At 50.9% G+C, this 16915-nt stretch carries 16 protein-coding genes; 2 read left to right on the top strand and 14 right to left on the bottom strand.

The features are described from left to right. Positions 1-4: 4 nt before the first annotated feature. From METFOR_RS02150 to METFOR_RS02125, 6 genes are all read right to left on the bottom strand, one after another. Positions 5-1045, bottom strand: a complete 1041-nt coding sequence (locus tag METFOR_RS02150; protein WP_015284465.1) for an NAD-dependent epimerase/dehydratase family protein — start codon at positions 1043-1045, stop codon at positions 5-7. A 94-nt stretch (positions 1046-1139) separates the two neighbouring features. Then, on the bottom strand, positions 1140-2795 hold the full coding sequence (locus METFOR_RS02145; RefSeq protein ID WP_015284464.1) for an NAD+ synthase: 1656 nt from the start codon (positions 2793-2795) through the stop codon (positions 1140-1142). 252 nt (positions 2796-3047) lie between these two features. Next, the gene (locus METFOR_RS02140; RefSeq protein WP_233504436.1) at positions 3048-3785 is read right to left on the bottom strand and encodes a phosphate ABC transporter ATP-binding protein; all 738 of its coding nucleotides are present in this window, start codon (positions 3783-3785) and stop codon (positions 3048-3050) included. A gap of 32 nt (positions 3786-3817) precedes the next feature. Continuing rightward, complete coding sequence (gene pstA / locus METFOR_RS02135; protein ID WP_015284462.1) at positions 3818-4666, bottom strand: phosphate ABC transporter permease PstA; 849 nt, start codon at positions 4664-4666, stop codon at positions 3818-3820. Beyond that, positions 4666-5523 (bottom strand): phosphate ABC transporter permease subunit PstC, encoded by an 858-nt coding sequence (pstC, locus tag METFOR_RS02130; protein WP_267878676.1) that lies wholly within the window; start codon positions 5521-5523, stop codon positions 4666-4668. Before pstC ends, pstA begins: the two co-directional genes overlap by 1 nt. Before the next feature lie 92 nt (positions 5524-5615). Then, positions 5616-6581 carry a PstS family phosphate ABC transporter substrate-binding protein gene (locus tag METFOR_RS02125; protein WP_015284460.1) on the bottom strand — a complete coding sequence of 322 codons (966 nt, stop codon included), beginning with the start codon at positions 6579-6581 and terminating at the stop codon, positions 5616-5618. 193 nt (positions 6582-6774) lie between these two features. Between METFOR_RS02125 and METFOR_RS02120 the strand changes: the two genes are divergently transcribed. Continuing rightward, positions 6775-6978, top strand: a complete 204-nt coding sequence (locus METFOR_RS02120) for an AbrB/MazE/SpoVT family DNA-binding domain-containing protein (protein WP_048110755.1) — start codon at positions 6775-6777, stop codon at positions 6976-6978. Between the two features lie 51 nt (positions 6979-7029). On the opposite strand, the gene cysN is transcribed toward METFOR_RS02120, so the two are convergent. From cysN to METFOR_RS02075, 8 genes are all read right to left on the bottom strand, one after another. Further along, on the bottom strand, positions 7030-8637 hold the full coding sequence (cysN, locus tag METFOR_RS02115; protein ID WP_233504516.1) for a sulfate adenylyltransferase subunit CysN: 1608 nt from the start codon (positions 8635-8637) through the stop codon (positions 7030-7032). Then, entirely contained in the window at positions 8634-9548 is a 915-nt protein-coding gene (gene cysD / locus METFOR_RS02110; RefSeq protein WP_015284457.1) for a sulfate adenylyltransferase subunit CysD, read from the bottom strand. Before cysD ends, cysN begins: the two co-directional genes overlap by 4 nt. Positions 9549-9679: 131 nt before the next feature. After that, entirely contained in the window at positions 9680-10210 is a 531-nt protein-coding gene (gene cysC, locus METFOR_RS02105; RefSeq protein WP_015284456.1) for an adenylyl-sulfate kinase, read from the bottom strand. 268 nt (positions 10211-10478) lie between these two features. After that, positions 10479-10787, bottom strand: a complete 309-nt coding sequence (gene rpl12p, locus METFOR_RS02100; protein ID WP_015284455.1) for a 50S ribosomal protein P1 — start codon at positions 10785-10787, stop codon at positions 10479-10481. Between the two features lie 29 nt (positions 10788-10816). Next, the gene (locus METFOR_RS02095) at positions 10817-11665 is read right to left on the bottom strand and encodes a 50S ribosomal protein L10 (protein ID WP_015284454.1); all 849 of its coding nucleotides are present in this window, start codon (positions 11663-11665) and stop codon (positions 10817-10819) included. Next, complete coding sequence (locus METFOR_RS02090; RefSeq protein WP_015284453.1) at positions 11665-12309, bottom strand: 50S ribosomal protein L1; 645 nt, start codon at positions 12307-12309, stop codon at positions 11665-11667. The genes METFOR_RS02095 and METFOR_RS02090 overlap by 1 nt, the downstream gene beginning before the upstream one ends. 60 nt (positions 12310-12369) lie before the next feature. Next, entirely contained in the window at positions 12370-12846 is a 477-nt protein-coding gene (locus METFOR_RS02085; RefSeq protein ID WP_048110754.1) for a 50S ribosomal protein L11, read from the bottom strand. Between the two features lie 1163 nt (positions 12847-14009). After that, the gene (locus METFOR_RS02075; protein ID WP_015284451.1) at positions 14010-15203 is read right to left on the bottom strand and encodes a hypothetical protein; all 1194 of its coding nucleotides are present in this window, start codon (positions 15201-15203) and stop codon (positions 14010-14012) included. A gap of 270 nt (positions 15204-15473) precedes the next feature. Between METFOR_RS02075 and METFOR_RS02070 the strand changes: the two genes are divergently transcribed. Further along, positions 15474-16886 carry a LolA family protein gene (locus METFOR_RS02070; protein ID WP_148277569.1) on the top strand — a complete coding sequence of 471 codons (1413 nt, stop codon included), beginning with the start codon at positions 15474-15476 and terminating at the stop codon, positions 16884-16886. The last annotated feature ends 29 nt before the right edge of the window (positions 16887-16915 follow it).

Below are 16915 nucleotides of genomic sequence, written 5' to 3'. Positions count from 1 at the left end.
AGGATTACTTACAGGGAGCGGAAAAGATTTTACTCGTTTTCAATTCCTCGATTGCCTGCTTTTTATCCGGAGCAGAGGCCAGCCTCTCTTTCACGAGACCTTCTATCCAGGAATAGGTCCGGGCAAGCCCGTCCTCAAGCGAGATCTCCGGCTCCCACTGCAGTACGTTCCTGAGGAGCGTATTATCCGAGTTCCGGCCCCGCACACCCATAGGACCGAGAATGTGTACTTTCTCAACAGGATACCCCGCAATATCCGCTATGATGTCCGCGAGCTGGTTAATGCTGACCATGCGATCCTGGCCCAGGTTCAGGGGCTCGTGATAGTCGGACTGCATCAGCTTATAAATCCCTTTCACACAGTCATCAATGTAACAGAACGATCGTGTCTGTTCCCCGTCACCCCACAGGTCAATAACCGGATCATTTGTCAGTTTTGCCACAGCGATTTTCCGGCAGAGTGCCGCAGGAGCCTTCTCCCTGCCGCCGATCCACGTGCCATTCGGCCCGAAAATATTGTGGAACCTGACAATATGGGTATTCATACCATAGTCTTCCCGGTAATGCGTGCAGAGATGCTCGGCGATCAGCTTCTCCCAGCCATAGGCATCCTGAGGCATCGCCGGGTATGCATCCGATTCCTTTAAGGGAGTGACATTCGTGTCCGTCTGTTTATATTCGGGATAAATACAGGCAGAGGAAGTATAGAAATATCGTTCTACATTCTGAATCCGTGCTGCTTCAAGGGTGTGGATATTGATCAGGGAATTATTGTGCAGGATCTCGGAATGGTGGCACGAGATAAAACCCATACCTCCCATATCCGCAGCCAGTGCGTATACTTCATCAACACCCCGGGTGGCCTGGATACAGTTATCCCAGCGGCGAAGATCCAGCAGTTCAAATTCATCTGCAGCACTTTGCTGAAATTCCGGGTATTTCCAGTCAACACCCCGTACCCAGTATCCTTTCTTTTTTAGTTCAGTGACCAGGTGGTGCCCAATAAATCCGCCGGCACCGGTAACAAGCACCTTTTTCTGACTCATGAAATATTCATGGGGGCGGATTCTCAATAATGATTTCGTATTATAACAGAAAGAGGAGGAAATAATCACGAAATACCGGTATCGGCCGTGGTTGCTATCCCCGGTACCATTCCCGTGACGCTATTGGCATCCGCCACCCGGTACCGAATGCCCTGTCGGTAACCTTGAAGCCGGGCGCTGCCTGTTTCCGTTTGAACTCTGCGATTTTGACACGATGGGCAACGGAATTTACCGTATCTTTCGGATAACCTTGTGTACAAATTTCATCAGGGGACTCGTGGTGCTCGATATGGCGGCAGAGGATCTCGTCAAGGACATCATAGGGCGGCAGCGAGTCCTGGTCGGTCTGGTCAGGACGCAGTTCTGCCGAGGGGGCCTTTGTCAGGATTGGTTCCGGTATAATGTTCCTCCTGTACCGCTCATTCAGCCACCGGGCGATACGATAGACCATGCACTTGGGAACATCCGCAATAACTCCCACGGCACCACACATATCGCCATAAAGGGTACAGTACCCTACCGAGATCTCCGATTTATTTCCGGTTGTAAGGAGGAGGGATCCAAATTTATTCGAAAGCGCCATCAAAAGAGTTCCCCGGATCCGGGCCTGAAGGTTCTCCTCGGTGATATCCCGGGATCGGCCGGAGAATTCAGGAGCAAGAACGGATTCGTACTCCGTCATGATTGTTCCGATGGGCAGGGAGATCACCCGGATGCCAAGGTTGGCAGCGAGTACCTGTGAATCGTCGATGCTGCCCTGGCTTGAGTAGGGGGAGGGCATCATCACACCGAGTACATTCTCCTTCCCCAGTGCGTCTGTGGCGATCGCAGCAACCAGTGCCGAGTCAATCCCCCCGGACAACCCGAGAAGCACTGATTTGAAACCGGTCTTTCTGACATAATCCCGGGTTCCGAGAACCAGGGCGTGCCATATCTCAGATTCCGGTGTAAAATCGTCCGGGAAGATAATGGCGGAGCCAGGATTTGCAAGATCAACGGTCAGGAAATCTTCCTGAAATGCCTTCGCCCGGGCAATCAGTGCTCCAGAAGAGTCATACACACAGCTCCTCCCATCAAAGATCAGATCATCGTTACCACCAACCTGGTTGACATACACGATAGGAACCCGGTATTTTTTTGCTATACCTGCCAGCATCTTTTCCCTCACCGGTTGTTTTCCCGCTGTGAAGGGCGATGCGGATATGTTTACAATAAGATCTGCTCCCAATTTCACCAGAGTGTCGATAGGATCAATCTGGTACCTGCGTTTGTTCCAGAAATCCCGGTCATTCCAGATATCCTCGCATACGGAAATCCCCACAGAGTTGTTGCCAAGAGTGAGAATCTGGGATCCGTGTGCAGGTTCAAAATACCGGTCTTCATCGAAAACATCGTACGTCGGGAGCAATGTCTTGGGAAAACAACTCACTATACGTCCTTTGTCAAGCAGGGCTGCAACATTATACAGCGGTCTTCCGGTGTCTGCATCATTCCGTTGCGCAAGACCTAGGAGAACGGGAGGTGCCGATGCGCATTTTTCCGCAATTCCCTCTGCGGTCTCCCACATTCTCTCAATGAATTTTTTTTGCAGGAGCAGATCGCGCGGAGGATAGCCTGGCAATGCAAGTTCTGATGTAACGATTAGATCCGGGCGGTTGGTGGCAGTTTCCCGGATCCCACTCTGGAGCTTCTCAGCATTTCCCTCAAGATCTCCGACGGTCGGGTTAAGTTGAAGAAGCGAGATTTTCATGACGCACACTCTCTAAATAAACGCATTATCGTGGATAAGATTTGATAGTATTTCATGCTTAAACCATCGGAAATTGGTTTATCGCGGTAACGATACTGCTCAAAAATGACATATGCCGTTGAAGAGTATTCTGAACTGCAATAGTGTTGGTGTCTTCTGGGTAGCATAGGAAATACTGAATACTGTGGAAAAAGGTTAAGAAAACGTTGCAATTGGGAAAATTGAAAAATATGCTGATTTCTGAAATAGACGTTATCCAAACACCCCTTCAAGATACGCCTTTGTCCGGGGATCCTTCGGGGAGGTAAATACTTCATGTGCCGGCCCGCACTCGACAACTTCCCCGAGATATAAGAAAACCGCATAATCCGCAAGCCGTTTAGCCTGCCTCAGGATATGAGTGACAAATACAATCGTGTAATCGTTTCTTAGGCTGATCAGTTCATCTTCAATATGCTTTGCAGAGAGGGGATCCAGTGCAGAGGTTGTTTCATCGCAGAGAAGGATTTTTGGCCCTACAGCAAGAGCCCGGGCAAGACACAGCCGCTGTTGCTGACCCAGAGAGAGCGCAGATGCCGGATCCTTTAAGCGATCATGGACCTCATCCCAGAGCCCGACTCTCTTTAAACTCAATTCAACCTTTTCGTCGAGGATCGCCGGATCTCTCATCCCATGGATCTTCGGCCCATACACAACATTATCATAGATAGACATTGGCAGGGGATTGGGGGCCTGTGCAATCATTCCGACATTTTTCCTGAGATCGGAGAGGTTTGTTGCCGGATCCAGAACATTATTCCCATTTATGAGGATCTCACCTTCGGTCTTCACGTTCTCGACAAGGTCAGTCATCCGGTTTATACTGCGCAGGAGTGTTGACTTCCCACATCCCGAAGGTCCGATGATGACTGTGATCTGGTTTTTTGGGATCTCCGTGGAAATGTTTTTCAATATTTCGCGGTTGTCGATAGATACGTTCAGGTTTTTCACAGAAATTCCGGTTTCAGACATATCTTCAGATCCTATTTGATGCTATAATGTGCCATTCTTTTCGAAAGGTATCGTGAACCGAGGCTGATGATCAGGACGATGGCCAGCAGGATAATCCCAGATGCATAGGCCCGTTCCTGCACCTGGGGAAAAGGTGTAGACAGCTGGAAGAAGATAGCAAGCGGCAGCGTTGCGACAGGGTCGCCCAGGGATGTGGGAATTGAATCTGTATACCCCGCAGTAAACAACACCGATGCTGCATCCCCGATTGCACGACCAAATGAGACAAGAACTGCAGTGATGAGCCCGGGGAACGCCTGCCGTGTCACCACCCGGAATACCGTTTCCCACCGGGTTGCACCAAGCGAGTACGAGGCCTCCTTCAATTTTTCCGGTACCATCTGCATAACCTCATCAAAGGCACGGGTCAGGAGGGGAGCAATAAAAATTCCCACAGTAATGATCCCCCAGAGTAGCGAAGCACGCGCCTGGAACATGATCATGATCAAGAAAATAAATGCCCCGTAAAGGAGGGACGGAATCCCCGAAGCGATATCAAGCATCGTCCGTATAGCATGGGCAATTTTTGAGGCCCTGCCAAACTTCTGAAGATACCATGCTGCAGGGAGGCTGATAGAAATTGCAAGGAGGATCGCACCAACCGAGAGATAGACCGAACCAATGATTGCATTCAGGATGCCCCCTTGCTTTCCCAGGTAATATCCTCCCTGGGGCGTCTGGGTCACCATGGCGATATTAAGCGCGGATGCACCTTTGATGACAACGATCGCAAACACTGCCAGAAGACTGCAGAGGACTATGGCTACAGAGACATACATGAGCCCCCGGAAGATATGTTCTTCATACAGTCTCCGATCCATTATGTCACCACCGAGAGCCTGACAAGAACATACTTTGCCGCGAGGTTGAAGGCTACGATAATAATAAGGAGGAGAAACGCAGCGAACATGAGCGCGGAATCATACAGGGGGATCGACATCATCTCGCCATAATTATTCGCAATCAGGGCCGGAATCGGGTAAGCAGGATCGAACACCGATTCTGGCACGCGGGCAACATTTCCTACAACCATGAGGACTGCCATAGTCTCCCCGAATGCCCGGCTGAAGCCAAGGATGACAGCTGCAACAATCCCGGGAAATGCCTTTTTCATGACAACATGCTTTACCGTCTCCCACCGGGTGGCACCGAGCCCCAGTGACGCTTCCCTCATCTCTACCGGGACTGTCCTAATAACCTCATACGAGATCGAGATAAGAATGGGGAAGACCATAATTGCTAAAACCAGACCCCCTGCGAGGATGCAGTATCCCGAAGTTGTTATACTAAAGAGAGGTGCGATGGAATTTTTTATAAGAGGAACGATAAGAAGGATACCAAACAATCCGTACACAACCGAAGGGATCCCGGCCAGGAGGTCGATTACCGGCTGGATGATGCTCCTGATATAAAGATGGGCATATTCCGAGAGATAGATCGCAGTTAGCAGGGAGACCGGGACAGCAATGATCATCGCAAGCCCGGTAACCCAGATCGTCCCCATGATAAACGGTAAAAAGCCAAAGTTACCGGCGATAGGTTGCCATGAAGAGGAGAAGAGGAGGTCGGTGAGGGGCTGGGTTGAAAGAATCTGTGAGGACTTCTGGAAAATCAGCAGTACCATTGAGACGAGAACGACACCGGATATGAGAGCCGGTACCGAAAGAACACTGCTGATAATCCTGTCCCTGATGTCCTCTGTGATAGCGAATCACTCCGGTTTTTCCTTATATCCTGTTTCAAAAGGTGGGCAGAAAACGAATGGTGTTCTTACCTGTCCAGTTTCACCAGTTGCTCATTTACACGTTCTTTTGGCAGAGCTATGTATCCCGATCCTTCGACATACTGCTGCCCGTCGGTAAGGATCCACTGCACGAATTCTTTCGTGGGACCGGAGAAGCGTGTCTTGGCAACAATGTTCAGTTCGCGGGCTGGAGGTGAGGGATACTTGCCGGTATTTATTGCATTCACAATCTCGTGGCGTGTTGCATATACCTGCTCGTTGGGATCGATATTCCCGTTTTCATTGATATCAAGAGGAATAATGGCGAGTCCATCAAGTGGTTTTCCAGTATCTGCATCATAGGCAAAGCCGATATTGTTATAACCGACACCCAGTCGATCCGATTTTACTGCATCGGCGAGCCCCGGATCACCATAGATCCCAACACCCTGCAGATTCTCCTGTTTGTATCCCAGGTATTTTGCCCAGACATCCGCAGCACCGCAGGCATCGGAGCGGGTATACACATTAACCGGATCGGTAATGCCTGGCCGGCCGGCTACCTGTCCCCAGGTTGTCGTAGATTTATTGATGAAAATTTCTCGAAAAACCGATTGTTTTACTCCATTTGACTGGAGGTCGGCAAGTACAGGATTATCCGAACTGACCGTCGGAACTACAGCATCCTTAGTTACCGCAACCCAGACTGCCCCTTGGTTTGCTTCATCCGATGAGATGTCACGGGAGACCATACCAAGATCAACCATACCTGAGAGCGTATCGGTCATACCTTTACCTGCACCACCGGCAGATATCTCGATCTTTACATCAGGATGCAATTTTTGGTATTCCTCAGCCCATTTCACCATCATCGGATACAATGCAAACGCTCCCGAAACAGTTATTTTCCCACTACCCGCGACATTTGTATCCTGATGCGGGATAGTGCAGCCAGCTGCAACAAGAGCCACCATAACCAGGAAAAGCACAAGCAAACCCAGAACAACTTTCATAAATCCCACAGAAGTGTATGCTATATAAAATAAAAAATGTATTGGTATATTACCAATACCTATTGGTAATTTGGGTGGGCCAATATGACTCTTCTGAAAATAACGTAGGTCTACAGTTTGCGGATATGACGACAAAAACGTGAAATAATTCTACAACGTAGTATCACTTCAAGAGAGAATCAGCCTGAGGAGAATGATGGGAGATCAGATATCTGACGAAATTGTCTGCATTGAAGAAACAAGTATCACGGTCCGATCCTACCGTCACCGCACAACGGTCCCTTCCAAAGTGTTCAAATTCCTTGACCTGAAACAGGGCGATACGCTGCGGTGGATTGCCTTAAAAGACGGCACGGTATATATCCGGAAAGTGCCGGCACAGGATTTGGCAGATTGATTTGGTTATTTAGCCGATATATTCGCAATCCTTTCTCAGGGGAATCCTGATTCATATTTTGACAATATCCATCTTTCCCATTCCGATAATGTTCCGGACAGAGTCATCAGGAGCATGCACTGACCCGACAACTACGGAAACGCCGGACGCGTTCGCAGCCCTGCATACATGGGCAACACGCGACAGCCACGCATTCTTTTGTCCCGGCAGACACAGATCCGCGCATATCCCGCCTGCCAGCAGCGCGTCATCAAGAAACATGCAACTCTCACCCGATTCTTTTTTCCGGTAATATATCTCCTGAGCGCGTTCATAATTGCCAACAATCCAGTATGTACGATTAGTGGTCCGACGATTATCTGCCACACTATCATCCCTGCACTGCCGCCTTGTTATCATTCCTGCACCTGCGGTCAGATTGCTTACTGGATCGATAAGAATGAAACATCCCGTCTGCCGATTGTGCATATAAGTATCGGCATAGATCGGATTCATGAGACTGAACGTAACCCTGCCTATCTCATTAAGATTAAGAACTTCCGCAGATTTCCGGTGAAGATCTTCCGGATCGAATCGGTAAACTATCGTGCGGAGTGTCGCCTTGACGCTATGGGTCGTATGCTTGATGAGGTAAGTCTTCCCCATCTCCAGAGGTTTTAAATCCATCCAGACAACATTCGCCTCAATATTCCTTGTGAGGAGCGGGAGATTCTTCTTCCGGACGATCATATCCCCGCGGCTGATGTCGATGTCATCTTCAAGATACAGAGTAACCGCCTGAGGTGCATAAGCATATGCCTGATCGCCTTCGAACGTAAGGATCTTCTTCACCCGGCTTTCCCTGCCTGAAGGCAGAACCACAATGATTTCTCCGGGCCGGATAATCCCAGACGCAATCGTCCCACAGTACCCTCGCATCCCGCTTCCCTTGCCACCCCAGTTGACATACTGGACAGGAAACCGGAAATCGATCAGGTTCCGCCACGTTGAGATATTTACTGTCTCAAGATAATCCAGGAGAGCCGGGCCCTGATACCATGGCATCTTCCCATTTCGCGTGATTACATTATCCCCGTTAAGTGCACTGATGGGGATGAATTGGATAGACTCAACAGGAAGCTTATCAGAGAATGCCCGGAAATCGTCTGTTATCCGGGTATAGACCTCTTCTGAGTAACTGACAAGATCCATCTTGTTAATAGCAACGATAAAATGTTTAATGCCGAGGAGCGAGGAGATGAATGAATGTCGCCGCGTCTGGGTAACAATCCCTTTTGTTGCGTCAACCAGTATCAGGGCAAGCGATGATGTCGAACACCCGGTTGCCATGTTTCTTGTATACTGTTCGTGCCCGGGGGTATCGGCGATAATAAAACGTCGTTTGGGAGTGGAGAAATACCGGTAAGCTACATCGATAGTGATGCCCTGCTCGCGCTCCGATTTGAGGCCGTCCGTAAATAGAGAGAAGTCTATTTTTGATTCGCGGTTTTTAGAAGAATATTGCTTTATCGCATCAAGCTGGTCTTCATAGACTGACTTGGAATCGTGGAGGAGGCGGCCAATCAGGGTTGATTTCCCATCATCCACACTGCCTGCAGTCGCAAACCGAAGAAGATCATTCTTCTCGTTGCGTTCGAGTAAAACTTCGAGCGTTGTCAGAAGTATCCCTCCCGCTTCTTCTGCTCCATTGAACTGTCCTGGTCATGGTCGATAATCCGGGTGATCCGCTCGGAATGTCGCACGGCCATCATCTCTTCGATAATCTCCGGTAACGTTGATGCAGAAGACATCACAGCCCCGGTACAGAAATGGCAGCCGAGCGTCCTGAATCGGCAGATGCATTCGGTAATTTCCTCGCCATTCAGGATTTTTGTATCGGGGTATACCGGTATTATCTGCCCGCCGCGCCGGATAATCCGCCTCTTTTTCGCAAAATAGAGCGGAACAACTGAAATAGTTTCGTGGTGGATATATGTCCAGATATCAAGTTCCGTCCAGTTCGAGAGGGGAAAAACACGGATTGACTCTCCCTTGTTGATTTTTCCGTTATAAATATCCCAGAGTTCCGGCCGCTGGTTTTTCGGGTCCCATTGTCCGTACTGGTCACGGAAAGAGAATATTCTCTCTTTTGCACGGGACTTCTCCTCATCGCGTCGCGATCCCCCGAAAGCCGCGTCGTAGCCCCCTTTCGCCAAGGCATCCAGCAGTGCTTTTGTCTTCAGTTCTGCACAGCATCTGACCGTGCCGAACTCAAGTGGATTCATCCCGGAATTGAATGCCGCATCATTCCGGTATACTACAAGACGGAGATTGTTCTTCCTGACAAATTCATCCCGGAACTGGTACATTTCCGGAAACTTATACCCGGTATCAACATGCAGAAAAGGAAAAGGCACTTTCTCAGGATAAAATGCCTTGATGGCAAGATGAGCCATGACCGATGAATCTTTTCCCACGGAATAGAGCATGACCGGGTTCTCAAACTCGGCGGCAACCTCACGGATGATATGGATACTCTCAGCTTCTAATGCCTGAATTGTTGAAAGAGTATATCGTTCACCGTTGGTCATGGCGTGAAGCGCACCTTCTTATGAAAAACCGGACATCGGATCCGATTATCATCATGATCGTGTTAACAGACTTAGTTGCAGAGAGTTTTATTAATTGTTCTAAGATAAGGCAGAATACATGCGAAACCGCACTACCCCATCAATCCCTTATTTTTTAGATGCTGAATAATCAGATCCCGCGCCTCTGCAACAGATAATCTGCCTGAATCGATGGTGATCTCAGGATCCAGTGGTTCTTCATAAGGATCACTGACACCAGTAAAATTATGTATCTGCTGGTTTTTTGCCTTCTGGTAAAACCCTTTTACATCACGATTTTTCAGGATCTCTGGATCACATTTCATGAAAATTTCGATAAAATTATGACATCTGGACCTTGCGGTTGCACGTGCTTCACGATAGGGAGAGATAAAGGAGACCAGTGTTGCAACACCGTTTTTGCTAAGCAATTCGGCAACAAATGTTACCCGCCGGATGTTCTCGTCACGATCCTTTTTTGTAAAGCCAAGATCCCGGGAAAGATCCCGACGGACAATATCCCCGTCAAGCCGCTGGACGTATGGAATACCATATTTCTTCAAGGACTTCTCTACTTCGATGGCAAGTGTTGTCTTTCCTGAGCCCGACCATCCTGTAAACCAAAGCGTGAACCCATCGTTCATTGGTATATTCCTGTCTTATATATGGATAATGTAAATTCCAAATACTCAATCTTTCGTTATCAATATAAAATAACCAGAGATAACCAGAGAATTGGGCTAAAATGATCAGATTTTAATTACCGGAAGATGCATTCCCAGTAACCGGGAATTTGATTTCCAATAGGTCATAATCCTTGATAAAAACAAAGGAACAAAACAATTACTCTGAAATCACAGAATGATAATAATTCAGAGATTGTAAGAAAACAAAGAAAAATAAAGAGGAGTTTCAGCCGAACAGGGCACCGAGCCCTGCCATGCCGCTCTCTTCGTCTTCCTTCTTGTGCTCTTCCTTCTTCTCTTCCTTGGCGGGTGCTGCTGCGGCTGCTGCGGGTGCTGCTGCTGCAACGGCGACCGGTGCTGCTGCGGCTGCCTTGATGGCTTCCTCAATGTTGACGCCGTCGAGGGCGGCAATGAGTGCCTTGATGCGTGCTTCGTCTGCTGCTACACCTGCGGCGGTCAGGACTGCCTTGACGCCGTTCTCATCGACCTTCTTTCCTGCCTTGTGGAGGAGAAGTGCTGCATAGATATACTCCATCGTGAATCACCTGTTAGTTATCTCAAATATTATTTTACCAGGTTCTTGAGGACCTGGCTTTCTCTCTGCGCTTTGCCGATAATCGCATCGACAACATCCTTCTCGTAGACCGCTGCCTCGATCGCAACCGCACGTGCATCCCTGACTGCCTTTGTAAGGACCGCTGCTGCCGTGTCCTTCGTCGGGTACGCTGCCTCGATCGAGAGGGCAGTTGCCTGCCGGCTTGCGAGCGCGATCTGTCCGAGGATGACCGTCTCGTCAACTGCCAGCACCGACGGCTCGTACACGCTGCCCTCGTGGAAGGCTGCCTGGAGGATCAGGCCGACATCCATCGGCTTGACGTCGAGCTTGACGAGTGCTGCTGCAAGCTTGGGGTTGATGACGGCGCCCTTCTTGACGACCGTCTTGGTCTCGCGGATCTTGACCTTGCCGCCCTCGATGGCTGCCGGGATACCGGCCTGCTGGAGCTCACCGACAATCGGGCCGGGCTTGAAGCTCGTGGGCCCCGCGGGGACGACGATGTCTTCGGGTGCCTTCTCGCCCGCTTTTGCCGCCATCTTGGTCTTGGTCTTCTCAAGCTGCTTGTAGAGCTTGAAGGGGTTGTCGTTCGTGAAGATGATCGCCGAGTGACCGGAGAGGTACTTCGTGAGGTTCTTCAAGTCCCCGCCAATCTCGTCGAACGCGTGCTTAATGAGGGTGTTCCTCGTCATCTTGATGACAGCCTTTCCGCGGAGGTTCCGGCGGATCTGCTGCACCTGCTGGGCGGGGATACCGTACATGTCGACAAGCCCGATGAGCTTGTACTCCTTTGCGTTCTTCTTGATCTCAGCGACTTCGTCCTTCTTCCACGAGGGGAGGTGGTGCGTGTAGAGCGCCATTATTCCAGCCTCACGGAGGGACCCATCGTGGTCTTGACGAAGACGGAACGAACGTTGAGCGGGCCCTGTTCAAGGACAGACTCGACCCTCTTGACGACCGTTTCGATGTTCTCAGCGACCTGCTCCGGCTTCATTGCCGTTGACCCTACTTTCATGGAGAAGACTGTCTTGTCTTTTGTACGGATCTTCACCGAGTTGCGCAGACGCTCGACGATCGGGCGGATATCCTGCCCGCCCGGGATCGGCATCGGCATCCTGCCCCGCGGACCGAGCCGGGGACCTAAGTACCGACCGACCTGGGGCATGACCGCGGTCTCTGCCAGGAAGTAGCGGTACTTGCCTGCTACCTTCCGGGCCTCGCGGGGTGCGCCCCCGAGCCGTTCAACTTCTTCAGGGCCGATGATCAGGTCGACTTTGGCATCCTTTGCCTGCGTGACGATGTCTCCCTTCCCGATAACACAGATGCCGACGTTCTCGCCGGAACCGTGGGGAAGAAGAACCGTCTCGTCGATACGATTCTTCGGCTGCGCCATATCGATGTTCTTGAGATTGATGGTTATGTCAATGCTCTCAGAGAACTTGCGTTTTGGCGCCTTCTCAATCGCCGTTTTCACGGCGTCTAAAATCTTGGCCCTATCAACCATCTGATTCCTCCATAGTTCTGCGACCGGACTCTCTCCCGATCTCCTATGGTTTTCACGCGTTTATTTCGCGAGTTGGCTGTCGTACTTGCCCTCGGCGATGAGCTTCAAAACCTCTTTTGGTTTCTTGCCATCGACCGTAACTCCGACACTCACGCACGTGCCCACGACTTCCCTGACGGCAGTCTTGAGCTCGTAGGAGAGCATGCCTTCGAGTTTCATGTTGGCAATTCTTACAGCGGCCTCGAAGGGCAGGTTGCCTGCCACTTTGGCGTTGGGCTCTGCAGAACCTTTCTCGATACCGGCCTCTTTCTTGATGAGTGCCGTTGTCGGCGGAATGCCGACTGTCAGCGTGAAGTTCTTCTTTGCGTCGACTTCGATCTTGACAGGGACCTGCATGCCGTTGAAGGATGCGGTCTTCTTGTTGATCTCGTCGACTACGGCCTTCACGTTGATACCGAGGGGTCCGAGCGAAGGTCCAAGGGGTGGACCAGCTGTTGCCTTTCCGCCGGGTACTAAAACCTCGACCACTTCTGCCATAGTCTTTGCACCATGCCGTCCCTCTGTACAGAGGGGTCCAAGCTTGGGTCTGTAACTATTGATGGGAAGGGTGATAAAGGTGATCGTGGGATGATTCAAGCAAAATCCACATGAAGCCACATAAAGCCAGGTAAACGTTCCTATTTATATTGGAAATAAAAAGATAGTTGAGTGGGTCAATCCTGATCCGCCCTCCCAAGAAGTGAATAATGTTCCAGAGAGGGATGAACAACAAGCGAGTTCAAAAAATTCTCAAGGATGTTTCTGGTTCAGCGATTGTCATCATCTCCCTGATATTAATCGGTACAATGATTAGAATTTTGAAAACACTAATTCTTCCCTATGACGATTTCACATTTGATTGCGTTCTTTTCATTGACAATTGCTGTTTGATCGTTTTGATGATGCGTTTGTTTTTAATCAGTTTTATCGAAAGTGTTGGTGATATTTTCAGAGTTTTGCAAAAAGAATTTCCAAAAATTTTGTATAAATAAATTGATAGCAGTTTCATGATTGCCACAATTTGCTCATTGTCGTAGTTTCAACGATTCTTCCCCCTTGCGCCAGCCCTGCCCCCAAAGAGGGGGGCGATTTGTTGGGAGGTCAATAACCAATAATTGATGACCGTCCCCAATCCGGCCCCATTTCAGCCTCCGTTTTCCCTCTTTTCCCGCCGGAGTAACACTATTTCGCAGAAAAACAGCACTAATTCAGGGAATAAATCCCCGTTCTCCGACGGGAATAATACCCACCATATTTAGCAACATTCCAGCGCACGATCTCCCCCATCTCCACCCAACCCTGCAGGTACGGAAAACTGCCAAAAGTCACCCTGCAAAAAGACGCCCGTAGATGCGTTTGGCGGGCCGGTAATTTCGTGGTTTCAGGACAGCCCGATCCGGCTGGACTTTCGCTATCCAAAAGCGTACATTAGCGTTTGATTTTATGCCCGCATTTTCGTCCGATTTGCGTAAAAACGAATATACGCAGGAATCTGAAAATCCTGAGCAAAAGTGCACCCGTTTTTGCAGATAATTCCGGAAAACGACCCTCCGAAAAGCTAATCCGGGGCCGTAAAGGACCCGGATTAACATGAGAGAACGGTGCGTAAGAAACAGTTGTTGAATGGGCGCCCACGGATCATTTCCCGCAGACCTCCGCCCTCACCCGGAGCAAGAGAATACCCCCGACTTCTGGATACTGGATCCCAGGACCACGCAACCCCCGTCACGGGTCGGGACGATCCGGATGACCGCACGCCAGTCGGAAGGGACCGGTGTCTGCCACACAAACATCCCGTCTTCCCTCATCCTCACGATAAGGTGCGGGGTGCCGTAGCCGTACGACGACCCGGCATCTTTCTCGCGGAACCGGACAGCAAGGTAATCCTGCCCGGGAGTCTTTGTTATTGGCGGGGAAATGTCTGGCATCCACTGCTGCACGAGCGTACCGTTGTCATCGAACGTTGCGGAAAATGTCTCCAGGATATTTATTGGAGGCGGACCAGACTGCCGGGCCGATTCGTACAGGATCTCGGACGTTCCCGGCCGGATCTCGGCCATCAGGATTGGCCGGTTGTCCCACGATTTCCCGAGCATTGCATTCCACACGACCCTGCCGCTGCTATCGAACCGTAAGTAATTGAGTTCCTGCACATCATCCGCGTATCCCGCGACAAGGCAGCCGCCATCGGAGACCGGGAGGATCGAACGTTCGTGAAGAGCGATAAGAGGGAGGGCATCGCGACTCCAGCGTTCCCGGCCATCGGGACCAAGGCTCTTAAGCGAGGAGTCTCTCCGGCTGAAATTCTCTGCCAGCACAAAGTACCCGCCATCGGTATCGGGTGCAATGATCGAGGAGTACTCATAGCCTGCAAAGGGTATTTCACGGCTGACATTCCCGTCCGCATCCAGGACAAGGATTTTCCCGGGAGAGATCGCCCCGGTTACAACCCCTCCGGCCGGGCCCGGGAAGAGACCGTGGAACGCCCCTTGGTACTCCGGGTAGGACCGGTCCCATACCACACCTCCGCTGCTGTTGAGCCGGATGAGCCGGGCTGCCGGAAGGTGGATCCGGAAATCGTTTCGTCCTGAAAGGACATACCCGCCATCGGAAACAGGGACAATCTCGTACGCCGGGTCGTCTTCGCCACTGTCGATCCGGCTCTTCCATTGCACGGTACCATCCGGCCCAAGCTTCATGACCTGGATATCCATGGGCGGGAGCCCGCACTGCGCTGTAGAGAATGCTGTCGTGAAATTGACAATGAACAGGTACGCCGCAACCCCGCACGCAATGCCGATGAGGATCGCGGAGAGCCATCTCCTGGCCGGTGTCCGGTGAGGTTTTCTTTCCAATCCATTACCTTCCCGTAATCATCATACTCCTTCCCGGCCCGGACGATGCCCGGAAAGCGGCAACACAAACCATATTAAATATAAATTAAAAAATACTTTATGGTTTCGCATCTTCCGCCCTTCATTTTCACCGTTTTTTTCCTCATTGTTATCTGCGTAACAATTCCGGGCTGTACGACCGGCCCGGAAACAAACCCCAGACCGGTTGATCTCCAGACAACCTTTCTTACGAATGCGGAGAAGATCCAGGATTACCGTTCGGAATACCATATGATAAAACCGGACGGAAGAGTCAGGTATGAGTGGAAAGCTCCCGGCAGCATACGGATGGAGTTCATCGAATCCGGGAGCCCCCCGTCAGGAACACAGTATTTCGTTAACCGGACAATGGCCATCGATTACAACCCGGTCGAGAAGAAGTACCAAATCCATCCTGACCGGAAATTTCTCAACGGATATGATTACCAGGACATGGTGCAGCGGATGATAAAGTCCGGGAATTACTCTGTTATCGGGACTATGACGGAGAACGGCCGCACGCTTTATGGTATCGAGATCGTGACGGAACCATGGTCAGCAGAGTACTCAGGGGTTGTAACCTCCAGGATACAGGCCTGGGTCGATCCCGGGACCGGCCTTGCATGGAACATCTCAACGTATTACCCTTCAGACAAGGTGAGCCGGATTATCCGGTATGATACGATTGAAGTAAATACCGGAATTCCGGACAGCCATTTTGTCTTCAGCGTCCCGCAGGAGACCGAAGTCCAGTGCGGATCAGGCTCCGGCATCTCAAACACGGACCAGTACGATCCCCGCAAGCTCTCACCTGCACTGAAGCCCGGCTGCCTTGATTGCACAGAGGCCCTGCTGACAGAACCTGTCGGTGGATTCAGCGGGGACTACCTGCTGGTGGGCATGCTCGATTACCAGGGATCCAAGAGCGTTCCCAATCCCGACCCCTGGCAATCAATCAATTATACATACTATTCACGGAACATGAGCAAAGGTACGGTCAGGTATACAATCTCCCGGGTCAGCGGACTATACAGTACCGAACCATTGTCAACAGGGGGAAACGTCAGCATCAGTATCGAACCCGGGGAGTATAGTGCAGAACCGAATCGTGTATACGAAGCGGAGCTAACTGCACGGGTGAAGCCCGGCATAAAACTTCACGAGAACTTCTGGATCCATATCCATGCCGATGTTGAGGGGGCACCGGATGCGATTACAGACGACTGGGTCCGCTTAGCCCTCGATGACGGGAGCCCGATGAGTGGCGCAGGTCTGTGGCACTTCTACCAGACCGGGGGGGGCTACTGCCAGGATGTGCTCGTGATCCCACAGGGCGGGTCCGGCCATGCCCCGTTCGCCATCCGGACGGGGGAGCTCGATACCGGAACGGCAACGCTCTCCCTTATTCCGGCACCCTGCCACCCGGACCACCGCCCGCTCAGGCAGGATGAAGGCCCCCCATGGCCTGCAGGGATCCACGCAACCGTCACCCCGGCGAACTTCACGGTCAGGAGCTTTGCCAGTTTTCTGCCAGACATGGCGTTTACGGTTGATCCCACCGTACAACCCGGCGATTACTGTTTCAGCGCAGTCACACAGACACCGCATGGGGGGAGCGAATATGCACCGTTTACCCTCAGGGTAATATCACAGGCAGGAGAGTAGTACAAGAAATCCCCGTCCACTCATTATGG

Origin of the sequence: Methanoregula formicica SMSP, from assembly GCF_000327485.1 — an archaeon.
Taxonomy (GTDB): Archaea; Halobacteriota; Methanomicrobia; order Methanomicrobiales; family Methanospirillaceae; genus Methanoregula; species Methanoregula formicica.
This window is presented reverse-complemented; position numbering and strand designations above follow the sequence as displayed.

What these genes read in the sequence shown, in the direction of transcription:
- cysD (WP_015284457.1), bottom strand. Translation starts at nt 9,548, where the DNA reads ATGACCAACGGTGAACGATATACTCTTTCAACAATTCAGGCATTAGAA.
- METFOR_RS02070 (WP_148277569.1), top strand. Translation starts at nt 15,474, where the DNA reads ATGATAAAACCGGACGGAAGAGTCAGGTATGAGTGGAAAGCTCCCGGC.
- METFOR_RS02145 (WP_015284464.1), bottom strand. Translation starts at nt 2,795, where the DNA reads ATGAAAATCTCGCTTCTTCAACTTAACCCGACCGTCGGAGATCTTGAG.
- METFOR_RS02150 (WP_015284465.1), bottom strand. Translation starts at nt 1,045, where the DNA reads ATGAGTCAGAAAAAGGTGCTTGTTACCGGTGCCGGCGGATTTATTGGG.
- rpl12p (WP_015284455.1), bottom strand. Translation starts at nt 10,787, where the DNA reads ATGGAGTATATCTATGCAGCACTTCTCCTCCACAAGGCAGGAAAGAAG.
- METFOR_RS02085 (WP_048110754.1), bottom strand. Translation starts at nt 12,846, where the DNA reads ATGGCAGAAGTGGTCGAGGTTTTAGTACCCGGCGGAAAGGCAACAGCT.
- METFOR_RS02090 (WP_015284453.1), bottom strand. Translation starts at nt 12,309, where the DNA reads ATGGTTGATAGGGCCAAGATTTTAGACGCCGTGAAAACGGCGATTGAG.
- pstA (WP_015284462.1), bottom strand. Translation starts at nt 4,666, where the DNA reads ATGGATCGGAGACTGTATGAAGAACATATCTTCCGGGGGCTCATGTAT.
- METFOR_RS02125 (WP_015284460.1), bottom strand. Translation starts at nt 6,581, where the DNA reads ATGAAAGTTGTTCTGGGTTTGCTTGTGCTTTTCCTGGTTATGGTGGCT.
- cysC (WP_015284456.1), bottom strand. Translation starts at nt 10,210, where the DNA reads ATGAACGATGGGTTCACGCTTTGGTTTACAGGATGGTCGGGCTCAGGA.
- METFOR_RS02095 (WP_015284454.1), bottom strand. Translation starts at nt 11,665, where the DNA reads ATGGCGCTCTACACGCACCACCTCCCCTCGTGGAAGAAGGACGAAGTC.
- METFOR_RS02120 (WP_048110755.1), top strand. Translation starts at nt 6,775, where the DNA reads ATGATGGGAGATCAGATATCTGACGAAATTGTCTGCATTGAAGAAACA.